The sequence below is a fragment of the Bacillus cereus group sp. BfR-BA-01383 genome, from assembly GCF_022663495.1.
GTDB lineage: Bacteria > Bacillota > Bacilli > Bacillales > Bacillaceae_G > Bacillus_A > Bacillus_A cereus_AU.
In genome coordinates this window covers 148,222-164,539 of sequence record NZ_JAKUFP010000003.1, presented here as the reverse complement: position 1 = coordinate 164,539, position 16,318 = coordinate 148,222, and the positions used below count along the sequence as shown (strand labels likewise).

The following is a 16,318-nucleotide window of genomic DNA, read 5'->3' as shown; positions in this document are numbered from 1 at the left end:
CTTCTATATAAATTCCCTATTTTTATCATGAGAATTAACGTAATATCGACCATATCCCACTCATATTGTAATAGTGTATGTCAGAACTCACGATAAGGAGTGAACATAATGAGCTGCAATTGTAATGAAGACAATCAACATGATTTTGATTTTAATTGTGTATCTAATGTCGTTCGTTTCATACATGAATTACAAGAATGCGCAACCACAACATGTGGATCTGGTTGCGAAGTTCCATTTTTAGGCGCACATAATAGTGCATCAGTAGCGAATACACGTCCTTTTATTTTATACACAAAAGCTGGAGAACCATTTGAAGCATTTGCACCAATAGGAGATCTTAAGCACTGTACTTCCCCGATTTTCCGCGTTGAGAGCATAGATGATGATGATTGTGCTGTGCTACGAGTATTAGCTGTAGTATTAGGTAATGGTACCTCTGTTCCACCAGGTGACGATCCGATTTGTACGTTTTTAAATGTACCAAATGCCAAATTAAAATCGACCCCTGCTTGTCTAACTGTTGATTTAAGTTGCTTCTGCGCTATTCAATGCTTACGCGATGTTTCTATATAAAACTAAATACTAATTTAAGCATGGATTGGGTGGCAGAATTCTCTGCCACCCAATCCATGCTTAAAAGCTATTATTATGTATTTTCCATAAAATTAGGAACTTGTCTAGAAGATTGAACCTGCCCTTTTCATTAACTGAAAGTAGAAACAGATAAAGGAGTGAAAAACATGTTCTCTTCTGATTGCGAATTTACTAACATCGATTGCGAAGCGAAACCAGCTAGCACATTACCGGCCTTCTGTTTTGCTTTCAATGCATCTGCACCTCAATTTGCTTCACTATTCACACCACTACTATTACCTAGCGTAAGTCCAAATCCAAATATTACTGTTCCAGTAATAAACGATACAGTAAGTGTCGGAGATGGTATTAAAATTCAACGAGCTGGTATTTATCAAATCAGTTATACATTAACAATTAGTCTTAATAATGTTCCTAATGCACCAGAAGCTGGTCGTTTCTTCTTATCATTAGACACACCACACAACATTATTCCTGGATCAGGTACAGCGGTCCGCTCTAATGTTATTGGTACTGGTGAAGCAGACCTATCCAGCGGTATTATTCTTATTAACTTAAACCCTGGTAACTTAATTCAAATTGTACCCGTTGAATTGCTTGGAACTGTAGACATCCGTGCTGCAGCATTAACAGTTACACAAATCGGCTAGTAAAAAGGAGTTGTCTCATAAGTCAAATTTCTGACTATGTGACACTCCTTTTTATTCTGACATTTTGGAGTAGCGTACCCTTTTGAGAAAATCTATTTTATATTTATAATAAAAAACACTCATAGTAACATGAGTGCTTCATTCTTCATATTGTTTAATAATATTCTTCTTTTTCCCGCAATTACATCCCTTTTTCTTTACAAACCCTTGTTGCTCTAATTGTTCTTGATATGCCTGTTGTTGCGCTTGTTGCTGTTGCTGTATGTTATACCACTGCTGCAGGTCATATGAATTTCGCCTTGGATTATTGCTCACAGCAAACATCTCCTCTACTGTCAATTCTGTCTATTCACTATATGAACAACTTCTTATTTCCGTTCCCTCATTCGTTTAAACTCCGCTTTTTCTCGTATTATGAAAATACATTATTCTCCCATAAAATATCCTGTAATCGTTTCAATGATCGCCGCTGCACCTGCAATAGCTAATAATGCCAGTAACGGCTCTGCAACGATAGGAATCCAATTATATAAAACTAATAAAAAAGCACTAACCCATACACCTGTACACCAATAACAGCTTAATAATTCACCAATCCACTTTCTTAATCCTTTACCTTTTACTTTTGTAAAAGTTGATACACTTCCATCCGGCTCCGTAACCTCTAACTCATCAATAAACGGTCTTCGTACAAAGGCTGTAATTTTGTCATAAACAATTAAACGAGTTAACCTAAAAGCTGCTAGTGCGAAAATAAAAAATAAAAGCCAACTTGTAAACAGCATGATCCCACCTTCCCTTATCTTCTTTCGCCTATTTAAAAAAAAAGGTCTTGAGATTGTGACCAAATCTCCCCGACTCCAATATCTTATTAATGTAAATACAAACAAGAAGATAAGGAGTGACATTAATGAGTTGTAACGATAATAAACACCATGGCTCTTCTCATTGTGTAGTTGACGTTGTAAAATTCATCAATGAATTACAAGATTGCTCTACAACAACGTGTGGATCTGGTTGTGAAATCCCATTTTTAGGAGCACATAATAGTGCTGCAGTAGCGAATACACGTCCTTTTATTTTATACACAAAAGAGGGAGAACCTTTTAAAGCATTTGCACCAGTAGCATTAGGAGAAACTAAGCACTGTAAGTCTGCAATTTTCCGTGTTGAGAGCGTAGATGACGATAGCTGCGCTGTGCTACGCGTATTAGTTGTAGTATTAGGTGATGGCTCCCCTGTTCCACCTGGTGACGATCCAATTTGTACGTTTTTAAATGTACCAAATGCAAAGTTAAAATCAACACCTACTTGTATTACTGTTGATTTAAGCTGTTTCTGTGCTATTCAGTGCTTACGCGACGTTTCTATCTAATAAGTTAAGTAAACTAAAAAACTATTAGGGTGGTAGAATTTTTCTACCACCTTTACATATTTATAAACCGGCCATATCAATCGATTTGATATCATCTATAGATAACTTAATATCTCTCATACTATTTGGCGGCATAATGGCTACGATTCCATTACGATACGATATTATTGACCCGACATATGAAACTGTAGCCGTTTTTATTCTGCACCTTACTTTTGGAATATAATGAGGGCGGTTTAATAAAAAGTGAATTTTCTCCTCATTATTCATATCCTTAAATGATTTATTGTACGGGACCGTCCTCACCTGCTCGTGCTCTGCTTGCTCCGCTTCTTCTGTTTGTTCTTCTACTTGTTGCTCTTCTTGTATTTCTTGTTCTATCACTTCTTCCACAGCACTACTTACAATATTTTCGTTTCTACTACTTTGCACTTTTCGATCCTCATTTTCAAAGTTTGTAAGAATAATTCTTTTTATTTTCGGTTCAGTAAGTTCTAAACTTACTTGTGCAATATATAACAACGGTTTTCCAACTGTTGAGCTTTTATTTTTCACACTCGTCCCTCCCACTTCCATATGTAGCTGGATAAATCGTGTACTATTATAGTTATATTCATAAGGTGGCAAGAACTTTCGTTAAAAATCGTTCTTTCTGAGAGCAATAAAGTGAAACCTTAATCAGTGGTGGGTTTCTTCATCCCCCACTGATTATTAGCCCTCACCAATCGGGCTTTTACGGGCGGCCCGACCCCCACTTAACTTCTTTGCTTCCGCTGAATTTTGAGGTAGGGGTCTTACTGCCCGCAAATAGCGGGATAAAAAAGACAGCCTCAATGTTTAGAGACTGTCCTTTAAAAACTATAATCAATATTTATCCTAAAATATGATATCCTGAATCAACGTGAATATTTTCTCCTGTTACGCCGCGTGCTAAATCACTGAATAAGAATACTGCTGTATCGCCAACTTCTTCTGGAGTTGTTGTACGACGAAGTGGAGCACGCTCCTCGATTTCTCTTAAGATTGAGTTGAAATCGCCTACACCTTTCGCAGATAATGTACGAATTGGTCCTGCAGAAATAGCGTTCACACGAATGCCGTGTTGACCTAAATCGTTTGCTAAATATTTCACGCTTGCTTCTAATGAAGCTTTCGCAACACCCATAACGTTATAGTTTTTCACAACGCGCTCGCCGCCAAGGTATGTTAAAGTTAAAATATTTCCGCCTTCTGTCATTACTTTCTTCGCTTCTCTTGCTACTGCTGTTAAAGAGAATGCACTAATGTTTTGTGCAAGTAAAAATCCATCACGAGAAGTATCTACAAATTCACCTTTTAAATCATCACGATTTGCAAAAGCAATACAGTGTGCAACACCGTGAATTGTACCAACTTCTTGCTTAATCGTTTCAAAGCAAGCTGTAAGTTCTGCATCATTCGTTACATCACAAGGTAATACAAGTGATTCTTGCCCTTCTAATGTATCCGCTAATTCACGAACGTTTCTTTCTAAACGTTCTCCTGCATATGTGAATATTAATTTTGCACCTGCATTATGCAAAGAGCGAGCAATTCCCCACGCAATACTTCTTTGGTTCGCAACGCCCATAACAACAAATGTTTTCCCTTGTAATAGTTCCATGATATATCCTCCCAGAAATACTTATACTTGTTATTAGTACCTGATACTTATAATTATAGTACCATAAAACCGCTTAAAGGCAAACAAAAAAGTCATTAACGTAAATTTGTTAATGACTTTTTGTTTCTATAAAAAACAGCTCTAATCCTTCTTCCCAAGAAGGCATTTGTAAAAAACATTTAATCGTAGCATGTTATGTTGAAAGATAGAATATTTCGGTCTCGCAGCCGCAGCCCCGAATTCTTCAGTTGAAACAGGTAATACATCTACTTTCATATTTGCATCCGAAAATATTTTTTTGGCAAATTCAAACCAAGAGCATGATCCCCTGTTGGATACGTGATACGTACCATATAAAGAAGTACGAATGAGCTTATTAATCATCATATTTAAATCGGCCACGTACGTAGGAGAGCCAACTTGATCCGCTACAACGGATATTTCATCTTTTTCTTTCCCTAACCGCATCATCATTTTCACAAAATTACTTCCATATTTACCATCCAGCCACGATGTACGAACGATAAAATATTTATTATGTAACTCTTTGACGAACTGCTCTCCAGCAAATTTTGAAGCCCCATATATATTTATCGGCGATGGATTATGAAACTCATGATAGCCATCTGGTCTGTCACCTTGAAATACATAATCGGTGCTAATATAAACTAACTTCGCCCCTACTAATTGCGAAACAACTGCTATATTTCGAGCTCCTATCGCATTTATTCCATACGCTAGATCCTGTTGATCTACTTTCGTATAGGCTGCACAATGAATGATTATATGTGGTCTTATCTCTTTTACGACTTGCTGAATTCGAGACATATTTGTGACATCTAGTAATTTTTTATCAAATGGATATATGTCATATCCTCCAGAATTCAACCCCTCTACCAGTTATTTTCCTAATTGACCATTCGCTCCCGTTATGATAACCCGCTCTTTCATTGACATACCCCTTACTTTCCTTTTAGTGGTTTCCACCATTCCTCATTCTTCTCATACCATTGCACCGTTTCTTGTAATCCTTGTTCGAATGTATACTTTGGTTCCCAATCAAATTCGTTCTTCATTTTCTCTGCATCAATCGCATAACGGCGGTCATGTCCTAAACGGTCTGTAACGTATTCAATATCTTTTTTTGTTTTTCCTAAGAGAGTAATAATCTGTTCCACAACTTCTACATTTGTTTTTTCATTATTTCCACCTATGTTATATACTTCTCCTACACGTCCCTTATGCAAAACAATGTCAATCGCACTACAATGATCTGTTACATGTAACCAGTCTCTTACATTTAATCCATCACCATATACCGGCAGAGTTTTTCCTTCCAGTGCATTCGTAACCATTAATGGAATTAACTTTTCAGGATATTGATACGGTCCATAGTTATTGGAACACCGAGTCACTATAACTGGTAATTGATATGTTTTATAATAAGACAAAGCTATCACATCCGAGCTCGCCTTACTTGAAGAATATGGACTATTTGGAGCTAACCGGGTTTCCTCGGTAAACTTTCCTGTTTGTCCTAAAGAGCCGTATACTTCATCTGTTGATACTTGTACGAGCTTAATATGCGGATACTTTTTCACTAGTTCTAATAAGGTGACTGTCCCGATTACATTCGTATCATAAAACGGGATCGGGTTTTCAATACTACGGTCCACATGTGATTCAGCTGCGAAATTTACAATCACTTGCACGTCTCGCTCCTTTATGACATACTCTAACAGCTCTCCATTTTGAATTTTCCCTTTTACAAAAAAGTAATTAGGATGATCTTGAAGAGACTTTACGTTATTTAAATTACCGCTATATGTTAACGCGTCGTAATTAATGATTTTATATGTTTCATAGCTTTGTAACATGTAATGAACAAAATTACTTCCAATAAATCCAGCCCCACCTGTTACTAATATATTCATAAACAACTCTCCTACTTAAATACTATCTTCATATTCCTTAAGCGATGGTAACATTCGGTCCTTACCGGAAAAGATAGGATTTGTTACCGACCATGGAATTGATAATTCTTTATCTTCCCAAAGCAAACCTGCATCGTGCTACTTTATACATAACAATAGTATGTGGGACAAACGTACAAAACCCGTGAGCAAATCCTTTTGGCACCAATAATTGCCTATGATTATCCGCACTTAAAATGTATCCTTTCCACTGTTTAAACGTAGGTGAATCTTTTCGCAAGTCTACGATAACATCATAAACTGCTCCTTGCATAACTTGAATGAGTTTCGTTTGCGCTTTCGGATTTTTTGAAAGTGTAATCCCCGAATCGTTCCCGCCTGCGCTGAATAAGATACATTATCCTGTACAAATGAATACGTAATCCCTAATGTTTCTAGCACCTTCTTATTATAACTTTCTGTAAAAAAGCTACGCTCATCTCCAAATAACCTCGGTTCTAACAATTTTGCATCGGTAAAGTTCGTTTCTACAACTTTCATATTCTCACCTATTCTCCGTTAAACTGTTTCCAAAAGTTTATATCCCGCGCTAACGTATTCGCCTTTTGAAGAGAAGCATGAGTTCCCCCATCCGTCCACCAGCCGCTCATTTTATTATAAGTAAGTACCCCTCGTTTCTAATACCAATTATTTACATCTGTAATTTCAAGTTCTCCCCGTGCGGAAGGCTTTAATTCTTTTATATAAGAAAAGAATTTCGAATCCTACAAATAAATTCCCGTTACAGCATAGGAACTTTTCGGCTTTTTCGGTTTTTCTTCAATTTCAATTATTTTTCGGTTTTGAATATGTGCTACGCCAAATCTTTCGGGATCTTCTACAGATTGAAGCAGCACTCATAATTGTGATTTTTCTGCTTCAATACTATATTGAAATACAACCGTCTCAGCCATGAAGCCACTTCCAAGACAATATTTTTTACAAATTTCATATAACTTCTCAATTAGTGATTCATATATTTTATGATCAATATATACACGATCTACTTTACTAATAACGTATCCCGCTTTTAAAAACATTCTTAGCATTTCATTAAATGTAAAGAAACGTATATGTGTTTTATCTAACAAACCATATTCTGTATACGTCAAATTTCTAGTAAGTAAGGGAGCTAATACTGAAATATGAACTACGTTCGGTATACTAGCTAAAATCACACCATTTTGCTATATATAGCTTAACTTTTTCAATCACAGCCCATGGATCAAATAAATGCTCTAATACATCCCCGAATATAACGCAATCAAATTGCCCCTCCTCATAAGGAAGATTTATTTTTTCTATATCACCTAAAATCACATGGTCCAGTTTCTCTCTTGCCTTTTCTGCTGCCTCTGGAAATGCCTCAATTCCTGATACACGTGTGCCATTTTCTTTAATAGCCGCTCCCAGTTCACCGTTAGAGCATCCAATATCAAAAACTTCTTTCCAGTCCTTTTTGATATGCTTCAATAAAATCGGATTCGCTGCATTATAATAATGTTCGGATTTTTCTTCATATTCTTCCGTTCGATCAATGGAGCCTGTATCAACTACAATAATTTCATCAACTATTTTTTTCTACTGCATCCAAACATCGACCTATTGTATTTTCTTCATCGCGAACAATCATGCATAAACTAATTGTAGTCCCTTGCTTGTTCAACATAATCACCCTCTTCCAAATCAATCCTATGTTATACATACAATGAATTTTCCATTTTTTAACTTGTCCAAGTAGTTTAAGATTTCTTTTCAATATTTCAAATGTCCTTGTCATTTTCTTCTAGTTTTTCATCTACTATATAATGAACGCTTTATGGAGGTGCATTTATGTCAAATAATAATTATTCAGACGGATTAAATCCCGAAGAATCACTATCTGCTAGTGCATTTGATCCTAACCTTGTAGGACCGACCGGTGACACTGGACCAACTGGAGACACTGGACCTACCGGTGACACTGGACCGACTGGAGACACTGGACCGACCGGACCTTCTGGATTAGGCCTTCCAGCAGGATTATATGCATTTAACTCTGCTACAGCTAGTATAGCTCTTGGTATTAACGATCCCGTACCATTTAACATGGTTGGATCTCAGTTTGGTACAGCAATCTCTCAATTAGATGCTGATACTTTCATCATAAGTGAAACTGGATTCTATAAAATTACCGTTATCGCATATACCGCAGCAGCTAGTGTATTAGGTAGCCTTGCAATTCAAGTGAACAGCATTAATATACCTGGTGCTGGAACAAGTTTAATCTCACTTGGAGCGCCTCTCGTTATCCAAGCAATTACACAAATTACAACGACTCCATCAATGGTTGAAGCTGTTGTTACAGGACTTGGATTATCTCTAGCTCTTGGTACTAGCGCATCTATTATTATTGAGAAAATCGCTTAATATGTTACTTAGCAGTAAAACTGATATCTGTTTTACTGTTTTTTCAATTTCAAATTCAATCATGAAAGCTTCGTTATCTACATAATCATATTGTTGTATGACATTTCGCAGGAGGCACATATATGGAAAATAAATCAACTGTCCAGCTTTATCTAGAGTTGTTGAAGAAAACCATTTTATTTGAAATATAGCTAGAATATGAATCATATTTACCTGCTTCGTTACATATTTCTAAGGAACTTCCATATGAACCTGTTGCAGAACCACCCCCTTTATTCATTAAACAATATGCTGAAAACCATAACTTAAAAATTGTGAAGCCCAGTGTTTTAAAAAGTGAACGTCAAGATGGGCTAGATTGGCCAAGAGCAGCACATAGCATAATCGTTTGCATATTATTGTGAACCTGCAATTACTAGAGCAGCCGCAAATAGCGGGATAAAGTGAACCTTTAATATTTGAACAGTATTTACCAAATTATAAAAACATAACATACATTCGAAACAATCCTACCCTAGGACAATTTCACAATGACCTTATCCTCTTAGAAAAATCGAATGGCGAGTATATAAATTTTTTAATGGACGATGATGTATTTTACAAGCAAAAAATAGAAAAAATGATGTCCTATTTTTTGCAGAATTCCAATGAAAACCTTGCCCTTGTCACTTCTTACCGAGTACGTATTGATGATGATGGCAATCTAATAGATGACTCCCATTCAACGCAAAGATTATATAGCGAAGACACGCCGTTAAACGGAATATTATTAGGGGACTGGATGTTAAAGTCTGGCCACAATATTATCGGGGAGCCGACAACTACTTTGTTCAAAAAAAAGGTACTCACTGACCCTTTTGGCACACTAAAAGGTAGACAATATGCTTGTAGTGTCGATATGGCATCATGGATTTCCTTACTTTCTAAAGGTGATGCTGTGTATATCTCCGAGCCATTAAGTCAATTCCGCCACCATGCTGGACAACAAGTACACAACAAGCTTCTTCAAGGCTCTGAAGATTTCACGCATCTCGTTATAACATCAAAAGAATATGGCTTTTTACAAAATACCACGGACTATAGAGCAGCTCTACTTAACGCCTATCAGTGGTGTAAAAATTCTTTACAATATTATCACAGTCTACCAGACCTCATTCCAGATGCACATGTACGTCTTTCCCATTGTTTGGATATAATTATTAAAGAGTTAAATTATTAAGCTATTCGACAAAACAAAAAATGTATGAGCTATATATACATTGTTCGTATAGTTCATACATTTTTTCTAAACTATAAAATCCATTAATATAAAGAGCAGTAGAAAGGATTACATACAGTGAAAGATACGAATTCTCAATATCAAATAGACTACGTATTACTATTCATTTTATTTGCCATTGGCACTGTTAGTTGCTTTGCTATTGCAAGTGCACAAACCTCTTTACCACCATTTTTACAAAACGTGAATTTTGCACTAAAGCAACTCCAATGGTACTTCATTGGAGTTCTCGCTATTGGTGTTATTATGATTATCGATTTTGACCGGTATCAAAAAATTGCTTGGTATTTATATAGCTTTGCAATGATACTACTTATTGGGCTAGAAATTCAAGTTCCAGGTGCCGTTACAATTAAAGGGGCTACCGCTTGGTACAGGCTTCCAGGTATCGGGAATTTTCAGCCTTCAGAAATTATGAAATTATTTTTAATTATCGTCATTGGACGAATTATAGCGGATCATAATGAAAAATACTTTCTTCGAACACCACGTGAAGATGTTATCTTACTCGGAAAAATATTCGCAACGAGTTTGCCACCACTACTACTTATTGCAAAGGAACCTGATTTAGGAAATACAATGGTAATTTCAGCGATGCTCGCAGCAATGATTTTAGTTTCTGGTATACGTTGGCGCTTCATTTTCGGATTAACGTCTGGCATGTTTGCATTAGGCTCTACCTTAACATATATTTATTTTTCTCATACGCAATTCTTTAAAGAGCATATCTTAAAAGAATATCAATTAAACCGCTTCTATGGTTGGTTGGCACCTTACGAATATGACACGCAAGGCTATCAATTAAGACAAGCCTTCTTAGCTACTGGATCAGGAGAAATGCAAGGTAAAGGATGGGAAAATGGACAAGTATACTTTCCAGAACCACATACAGATTTTATTTTCACTAACGTCGCTGAACAATTTGGTTTTTTAGGTGCAAGTATCATTATTTCACTTTTTTTCTTACTCATTTTCCGCATGATTCATATCGCTTTAGAAAGCAATGATCCTTTCGGTAGTTACATTTGCGCTGGCACAATCGGTATGTTTACTTTCCAAGTATTCCAAAACATCGGTATGACAATCGGATTACTCCCTATTACAGGGATTACATTACCCCTTATGAGCTATGGAGGAAGTTCGTTGCTTACATACATGATTGCAATTGGATTTATTTTAAACGTTCGCTCACGGACGAAAATCTTTATGTTTAAATAAACCGTACAAAAACGATATTTTTATCTCTATCCTTTTTTAGATATACTAATGAAAAATAGGCTGGAGGTTTAAATATGAAATATGACATTATAGGAGATATTCACGGCTGCTTCCAAGAGTTTCAAAACTTAACGACGAAACTAGGATATAAATGGAATAGTGGCTTGCCAGTTCATCCCGACACACGGCAGCTCGCATTCGTTGGTGATATTACAGACCGCGGTCCTCATTCATTACGGATGATTGAAATTGTATGGGAACTTGTCATACATAAAAAAGAGGCTTATTACGCTCCTGGAAATCACTGTAATAAACTGTACCGATTTTTCCTCGGACGTAATGTGACAATCGCTCACGGACTTGAAACAACTGTTGCCGAATACGAAGCACTTCCTTCTCACGAACAAAAAGTCATAAAAGAAAAGTTCATCACCCTTTATGAACATTCCCCTTTATATCACGTACTCGCTGAGAAAAGGTTAATTGTATGTCACGCTGGTATTCGGCAAGATTACATAGGAAGACAAGATAAAAAAGTAGAAACATTTGTATTATATGGCGATATTACAGGGGAAAAACATGATGATGGCTCACCTGTCCGTCGTGACTGGGCGAAAGAGTATAAAGGGGACGCTTGGATTATATATGGACATACACCAGTAAAAGAACCTCGTTTTGTGAATCATACAATCAATATCGATACTGGTGCTGTATTTGGCGGTAAACTAACCGGACTACGTTACCCTGAAATGGAGACTATTTCCGTCCCTTCTTCCCTGCCTTTTGTTCCTGAGAAATTCCGCCCAATTTCATAACCCTTCCTAGCTTAGTACAATCCACGGGTAGCAAGGGATTATCATATTTTCTAGACGTATCCCACATAAAAACTGGGTGAAGCAATTAAAAAAGATGCGATAAAGTGCATCTTTTTTTCATTGTGCGGCATATACTGTCGCAGGAGGTGACAGTATGAAGAAAAAATCTTCTAAACAAAAAAGAAAATTCTCCCCTTTATATCTGCCCATATACGGAATTAACAACTGGTGCGGCATTCGAGCTGCAGCGATAGAAGAACTTGAAGAACAAGAGTCATCAAAAAAAATAAAAGATAAAACAAAATATGTCTCTTTAGAAAATGCTGTAATGAGCCGCATAATCAATCGTAGAAAAATAAAGATGCAGCAAAAAAATAAACATCTCTCTAATCACAATGAACAAGTACTGCATTCTGAAGAAGAAAAGGAAAATACGGAACAAAACATTCCTGCAGCAATAAATAAAAAAATAGAACCAGAAATTCCAGCCGCTATTATAAAGCAAGTAAAAAAAATAAAAGAAGCATTAGCTCCATCAAATGATATATCTGCGGAAAAACCGATTATAATTCAGGCCCCTACACCTGAAAATACGAAAGTTAAAAAAGGAGGCCGATATGCATATGCAGAAGGGCTTCAATCTCATGCAGAGGGCATGGGGTCACATGCAGAAGGACTCTTAACACACGCAAAAGGTCCTTTCTCTCATGCAGAAGGATCAAAAACAAAAGCAACCGGACATAGTTCGCATAGTGAAGGTAATGAAACGACAGCAGGCGGCTCTTATGCCCATGCGGAAGGTAAACATACGATTGCTTTCGGTGAAGCAGCACATGCAGAAGGAACCGCAACGATTGCTAACGGATTCTCATCTCATGCGGAAGGTAATCATACATCAACGGCTCATTTTGCAGGTAGCCATATTATGGGCAAATTTGGTACAGCAGAAGAAGCTTATTCCTGGTTTATTGCAAATGGGACAAATGAAACTGATCATAATATAGGTGCAAAATGGCTTGCTCATAACGGAGAAATGTATATTGATGGTTTTTCTTACAATGCGGGCGGAACGGATTTTGCACAAATGTTTGAGACGGCAGATCCCAGCCCTATTGATGTCGGTTATTTCGTTACATTTAGTAGCGACGAAAAAATTCGAATAGCTACTTCAAACGATTCATTCATTTTAGGAATATCTAGTGCAACCCCAGCTCTTATAGGAAATAGCGGTGCTTTAAGTTGGCAAAAACGCTATAAAACCGATAACTTTGGAAAGCGTCAATATGTACGTACAGAAACACATGAAATACAACCACTTTTAAATACAGAATGGGATCCAGCTTGTAAGTATATAGCAAGAAAAGACCGTACTGAGTGGCTTCCTGTCGGATTAATTGGACAAATGTTAGTACGTGATGATGGGACTTGCGAAACACATGGATATTGTCGTCCAAATGATGACGGCATTGCTACAAAAGCTGAAAGTGGATTTTTCGTTATTAAGCGTACGGGTGATAATCAAATTTTAATATTATTCCGCTAAGAAAAAAGGGAACAAAATTCTTCAGTGCGTAAGAATTTTGTTCCCTTTTTAAGTATGCCTTAGTAACTCTTGCATATCGCTTGGAATCGTTGTAGTAAAAGACATTTCCTTTTCTAAAATAGGATGATAAAACGTCAAAGTTGTACTGTGAAGTGCTTGTCGTTTCATTTCATCCCTTCTTCCTCCATATAAGTCATCGCCAAGTAACGGATGACCTATATGCGCCATATGCACACGGATTTGATGCGTTCTTCCTGTCTCAAGTTCAAGCGATACACGCGTCTTATGAGATGAGCTCTTAATTACTCTAAAGTGAGTAACTGCCCTCTGTCCATCCTCACAAACTGTTCGCTCAATAATGCTATCCGATTTTCGTCCAATCGGTGCGTCAATCGTTCCTTCTCGTTCTATCATCTCTCCATGAACGACTGCTTCATACGTTCGTTTCACAGCTTTTTGTTGATGCTGTTTCGATAATAGATGATGCACAAAACGATTTTTTGCAATAAGCATAAGCCCTGAAGTATCACGATCTAACCTTGTTACAATGTGCACCGTACTTGCAAGATGCTGCTTATCATAATGGGATAAAAGCGCGTTGGCAATACTCCCTACCGGATGTTCTCTAGACGGAATCGTTGACATGTTCGCTTCTTTATCGATGACAAGAACTGCATCGTCTTCATATACAATGCTTAAAGGGATATTTTCCGCAATCATCCCTTCGCTTCTTTCCTCGACTGGAAAAAAGACACGTAACTCTTCACCAGCTTGTAACTGATGACGAACGCTCGCATGTTGATCGTTTACTTCAATTGCTCCGCCATGAAACTTTATATCCGTTAAAGCGGCTTTAGAAATTCCTTTCGTTTTCAAAAATTCCCTAACTAAAGTTCCTTCTTCAGCCGGTCCTATATCCCATTTTAATGTAAACCTGTTCAAATATATAAACCCCTTCTATTTATCTGCAACAAACGAGTCACGGACACGTTTCCAGAACGGGAACGGACGGAAACGAACAAATCGTACTTTCTCGTTTGCAACGCGATACTGAATTGATTTCACATCTTGATGAACCATCGTCAAATGATCCACCGTAATTTGCAAGTTCATTCCTGCAGCCGGCTTCAACACACATGTATGATGTTTCGGCAATACGAGCGGTGAGCCTACGGTACGAAACACACGGTTGTTAATTGATGCCATTTCTGCAATCTGAATCGCTTCAATCGAAGGGTGAATAATTGCCCCGCCAAGTGCCTTATTATACGCAGTACTTCCTGAAGGCGTAGAAATACAAAGACCATCACCGCGGAACGTTTCAAAATACTCTCCGCGTATTTCCACTTCCGTTACTAATGTACCTTCTGCACTTTTTACAGTCGCTTCATTCATCGCTAAATACTGTGACTCTTTACTACCATTCACATAGCGAATAATCACTTCTAAAAGTGGATATTCCACCACTTGGAATGGTGTTTTAGCAATTGCAATTACTAATTTCTCTACTTCTGTCGGTAACCAATCTGCATAGAAACCTAAATGCCCTGTATGTACACCCACAAATGCTGTTTCATCCAATCGATTATAATAGCGATGAAACGCATATAAAAGAGTTCCATCTCCCCCAACAGAAATTACAATATCGGGTTCCTTTTCATCCATTGTAAATCCAAAATCTAGCAAGTATTCTTTCATCGTGCTTGCCAGTGTATCTGATGACTGATCTCCCTTTGACATAATTGTAAATTTCATCGCCCAACACCCTTTAGTTTATGATTCGGAATCTTTCGTTTCTTGCTTTCTTGAGAAAGCCTTCTGCGCTTCTTGAATTTCAAGACGAATAGAAGACATTTCTTCATCTAATAAAAATGCCGCTTCTGCTGCACGTTGTAAGCGTATTTTAATATCTTCAGGAAAACGCCCACTATATTTATAATTTAAAGAATGCTCAATTGTTGCCCAAAAGTTCATTGCTAGCGTACGTATTTGTATTTCTACTAATACCTTTTTTTCTCCCTGTATCGTTTGAACAGGGTAGCTAATGACAACGTGATAAGAGCGATAACCGCTATCTTTCTTTTGCGTGACATAATCACGCTCTTCCACGATTTCAAAGTCATTTCGTTTTCGAAGATATTCTACAACAGGCTTAATCTCATCCACGAATTGACACATCATTCTAAGACCAGCAATATCCTGCATATCTTCTCTCAATCGATCTAACGGTACATTTCTTTTTTCCGCTTTATCGATAATACTCGCAACTGATTTCACTCGTCCAGTTACAAACTCAATTGGGGAATGCTCCGTCAACATTGCAAACTGTGTACGCATTCCTTTTAGTTTCACTTTCAGCTCTGCCACCGCTTGGTGGTAAGGTGCTAAAAATTCTTCCCAATTTCGATTCATTTCAACCACCACCAAAATCAATCCATTTGCTTATAGAAATACTTTTTCTACAGCAGTTACTAATTCTTCTCCGTAATTTGCATTACCTTCAATATTTTCAACTAAATATTCTACTTCTTCTTTTAATCCTTCTAATTCCATTTCAACATCATTCACGTGAATAAACATTGCTGCATCTTTATTCATCGCTTCATGCATTGCTTCCCAGCATGTATGCGGAATGCTTACATAAATGAAAGATGACTCGTTTTCTAAGATATATAAAAATGATAAATTGTCTGAGTCTACAAGTACGTGATTACGCGCACTTAACTCCTTTACCTCTATTTCAGTATTTTCTGCACAAAAAATAAGAGCATTCTCTCTCTTTTCTACGCTCTTAACTTGAATTTTATTTTGCATGCT

The 16,318-nt window shown here is 37.1% G+C and carries 16 protein-coding genes and 7 pseudogenes; 9 read left to right on the top strand and 14 right to left on the bottom strand.

Annotated elements, in window-relative coordinates; genetic code table 11:
• Positions 1–108: 108 nt before the first annotated feature.
• Positions 109–576 (top strand): CotY/CotZ family spore coat protein, encoded by a 468-nt coding sequence (locus MR065_RS04745; RefSeq protein ID WP_097903864.1) that lies wholly within the window; start codon positions 109–111, stop codon positions 574–576.
• A gap of 167 nt (positions 577–743) precedes the next feature.
• Complete coding sequence (gene exsF / locus MR065_RS04740; RefSeq protein WP_097903863.1) at positions 744–1,247, top strand: exosporium protein ExsF; 504 nt, start codon at positions 744–746, stop codon at positions 1,245–1,247.
• Positions 1,248–1,385: 138 nt separating this feature from the next.
• Here the strand turns inward: exsF and MR065_RS04735 are convergent, their stop codons facing one another.
• Positions 1,386–1,571 (bottom strand): cytochrome C oxidase subunit III, encoded by a 186-nt coding sequence (locus MR065_RS04735; RefSeq protein WP_097903862.1) that lies wholly within the window; start codon positions 1,569–1,571, stop codon positions 1,386–1,388.
• Between the two features lie 101 nt (positions 1,572–1,672).
• Complete coding sequence (locus MR065_RS04730) at positions 1,673–2,032, bottom strand: DUF1360 domain-containing protein (RefSeq protein ID WP_097903861.1); 360 nt, start codon at positions 2,030–2,032, stop codon at positions 1,673–1,675.
• Between the two features lie 125 nt (positions 2,033–2,157).
• Between MR065_RS04730 and MR065_RS04725 the strand changes: the two genes are divergently transcribed.
• A complete protein-coding gene (locus tag MR065_RS04725; protein ID WP_242212672.1) occupies positions 2,158–2,622 on the top strand; it encodes a CotY/CotZ family spore coat protein in 465 nt (154 codons plus the stop codon).
• A 60-nt stretch (positions 2,623–2,682) separates the two neighbouring features.
• Here the strand turns inward: MR065_RS04725 and MR065_RS04720 are convergent, their stop codons facing one another.
• The 8 genes and pseudogenes from MR065_RS04720 to MR065_RS04685 form a co-directional block, all read right to left on the bottom strand.
• Positions 2,683–3,198 carry a spore coat CotO family protein gene (locus tag MR065_RS04720; protein ID WP_242212770.1) on the bottom strand — a complete coding sequence of 172 codons (516 nt, stop codon included), beginning with the start codon at positions 3,196–3,198 and terminating at the stop codon, positions 2,683–2,685.
• A gap of 295 nt (positions 3,199–3,493) precedes the next feature.
• Positions 3,494–4,264: an enoyl-ACP reductase FabI gene (gene fabI, locus MR065_RS04715; protein ID WP_097903859.1), complete on the bottom strand. Its 771-nt coding sequence runs from the start codon at positions 4,262–4,264 to the stop codon at positions 3,494–3,496.
• Positions 4,265–4,373: 109 nt separating this feature from the next.
• Positions 4,374–5,164: pseudogene (gene rfbD / locus MR065_RS04710) on the bottom strand (dTDP-4-dehydrorhamnose reductase).
• Between the two features lie 62 nt (positions 5,165–5,226).
• Positions 5,227–6,198, bottom strand: a complete 972-nt coding sequence (gene rfbB, locus MR065_RS04705; RefSeq protein ID WP_242212671.1) for a dTDP-glucose 4,6-dehydratase — start codon at positions 6,196–6,198, stop codon at positions 5,227–5,229.
• 109 nt (positions 6,199–6,307) lie between these two features.
• Positions 6,308–6,738: pseudogene (locus tag MR065_RS04700) on the bottom strand (dTDP-4-dehydrorhamnose 3,5-epimerase family protein).
• An 8-nt stretch (positions 6,739–6,746) separates the two neighbouring features.
• Positions 6,747–7,094: pseudogene (locus MR065_RS04695) on the bottom strand (sugar phosphate nucleotidyltransferase); the annotation flags it as partial.
• Positions 7,095–7,716, bottom strand: a pseudogene (locus tag MR065_RS04690) (class I SAM-dependent methyltransferase).
• A 30-nt stretch (positions 7,717–7,746) separates the two neighbouring features.
• Positions 7,747–7,906, bottom strand: a pseudogene (locus MR065_RS04685) (glycosyltransferase); the annotation flags it as partial.
• Positions 7,907–8,070: 164 nt separating this feature from the next.
• Here MR065_RS04685 and MR065_RS04680 point away from each other — a divergent pair.
• From MR065_RS04680 to MR065_RS04655, 6 genes and pseudogenes are all read left to right on the top strand, one after another.
• Positions 8,071–8,646 (top strand): BclA C-terminal domain-containing protein, encoded by a 576-nt coding sequence (locus MR065_RS04680; protein WP_242212670.1) that lies wholly within the window; start codon positions 8,071–8,073, stop codon positions 8,644–8,646.
• 122 nt (positions 8,647–8,768) lie between these two features.
• Positions 8,769–9,032: pseudogene (locus MR065_RS04675) on the top strand (TylF/MycF/NovP-related O-methyltransferase); the annotation flags it as partial.
• A 65-nt stretch (positions 9,033–9,097) separates the two neighbouring features.
• A pseudogene (locus tag MR065_RS04670) lies at positions 9,098–9,865 on the top strand (glycosyltransferase); the annotation flags it as partial.
• Between the two features lie 117 nt (positions 9,866–9,982).
• Complete coding sequence (locus MR065_RS04665) at positions 9,983–11,143, top strand: FtsW/RodA/SpoVE family cell cycle protein (protein ID WP_242212669.1); 1,161 nt, start codon at positions 9,983–9,985, stop codon at positions 11,141–11,143.
• Between the two features lie 74 nt (positions 11,144–11,217).
• On the top strand, positions 11,218–11,958 hold the full coding sequence (gene prpE / locus MR065_RS04660; protein ID WP_242212668.1) for a bis(5'-nucleosyl)-tetraphosphatase PrpE: 741 nt from the start codon (positions 11,218–11,220) through the stop codon (positions 11,956–11,958).
• Positions 11,959–12,112: 154 nt separating this feature from the next.
• Positions 12,113–13,501 carry a peptidase G2 autoproteolytic cleavage domain-containing protein gene (locus MR065_RS04655; RefSeq protein ID WP_242212667.1) on the top strand — a complete coding sequence of 463 codons (1,389 nt, stop codon included), beginning with the start codon at positions 12,113–12,115 and terminating at the stop codon, positions 13,499–13,501.
• 48 nt (positions 13,502–13,549) lie between these two features.
• On the opposite strand, the gene MR065_RS04650 is transcribed toward MR065_RS04655, so the two are convergent.
• Genes MR065_RS04650 through MR065_RS04635 form a run of 4 tightly spaced genes read right to left on the bottom strand, consistent with a single transcriptional unit; the run spans position 13,550 to position 16,315 of the window.
• Positions 13,550–14,443, bottom strand: coding sequence for an RluA family pseudouridine synthase (locus tag MR065_RS04650; RefSeq protein ID WP_242212666.1), 894 nt, complete (start codon positions 14,441–14,443; stop codon positions 13,550–13,552).
• 15 nt (positions 14,444–14,458) lie between these two features.
• Positions 14,459–15,256: an NAD kinase gene (locus tag MR065_RS04645; RefSeq protein WP_000673196.1), complete on the bottom strand. Its 798-nt coding sequence runs from the start codon at positions 15,254–15,256 to the stop codon at positions 14,459–14,461.
• 18 nt (positions 15,257–15,274) lie between these two features.
• On the bottom strand, positions 15,275–15,913 hold the full coding sequence (gene yjbM, locus MR065_RS04640; RefSeq protein WP_001081480.1) for a GTP diphosphokinase: 639 nt from the start codon (positions 15,911–15,913) through the stop codon (positions 15,275–15,277).
• Between the two features lie 30 nt (positions 15,914–15,943).
• A complete protein-coding gene (locus MR065_RS04635; RefSeq protein WP_097903981.1) occupies positions 15,944–16,315 on the bottom strand; it encodes a UPF0738 family protein in 372 nt (123 codons plus the stop codon).
• Between the last annotated feature and the right edge of the window lie 3 nt (positions 16,316–16,318).

Bases quoted from the DNA above. Each gene is read 5' to 3' on its own strand.
- MR065_RS04745 (WP_097903864.1), top strand. From the start codon at position 109: ATGAGCTGCAATTGTAATGAAGACAATCAACATGATTTTGATTTTAAT.
- exsF (WP_097903863.1), top strand. From the start codon at position 744: ATGTTCTCTTCTGATTGCGAATTTACTAACATCGATTGCGAAGCGAAA.
- MR065_RS04735 (WP_097903862.1), bottom strand. From the start codon at position 1,571: ATGTTTGCTGTGAGCAATAATCCAAGGCGAAATTCATATGACCTGCAG.
- MR065_RS04730 (WP_097903861.1), bottom strand. From the start codon at position 2,032: ATGCTGTTTACAAGTTGGCTTTTATTTTTTATTTTCGCACTAGCAGCT.
- MR065_RS04725 (WP_242212672.1), top strand. From the start codon at position 2,158: ATGAGTTGTAACGATAATAAACACCATGGCTCTTCTCATTGTGTAGTT.
- MR065_RS04720 (WP_242212770.1), bottom strand. From the start codon at position 3,198: ATGGAAGTGGGAGGGACGAGTGTGAAAAATAAAAGCTCAACAGTTGGA.
- fabI (WP_097903859.1), bottom strand. From the start codon at position 4,264: ATGGAACTATTACAAGGGAAAACATTTGTTGTTATGGGCGTTGCGAAC.
- rfbB (WP_242212671.1), bottom strand. From the start codon at position 6,198: ATGAATATATTAGTAACAGGTGGGGCTGGATTTATTGGAAGTAATTTT.
- MR065_RS04680 (WP_242212670.1), top strand. From the start codon at position 8,071: ATGTCAAATAATAATTATTCAGACGGATTAAATCCCGAAGAATCACTA.
- prpE (WP_242212668.1), top strand. From the start codon at position 11,218: ATGAAATATGACATTATAGGAGATATTCACGGCTGCTTCCAAGAGTTT.
- MR065_RS04655 (WP_242212667.1), top strand. From the start codon at position 12,113: ATGAAGAAAAAATCTTCTAAACAAAAAAGAAAATTCTCCCCTTTATAT.
- MR065_RS04645 (WP_000673196.1), bottom strand. From the start codon at position 15,256: ATGAAATTTACAATTATGTCAAAGGGAGATCAGTCATCAGATACACTG.
- yjbM (WP_001081480.1), bottom strand. From the start codon at position 15,913: ATGAATCGAAATTGGGAAGAATTTTTAGCACCTTACCACCAAGCGGTG.
- MR065_RS04635 (WP_097903981.1), bottom strand. From the start codon at position 16,315: ATGCAAAATAAAATTCAAGTTAAGAGCGTAGAAAAGAGAGAGAATGCT.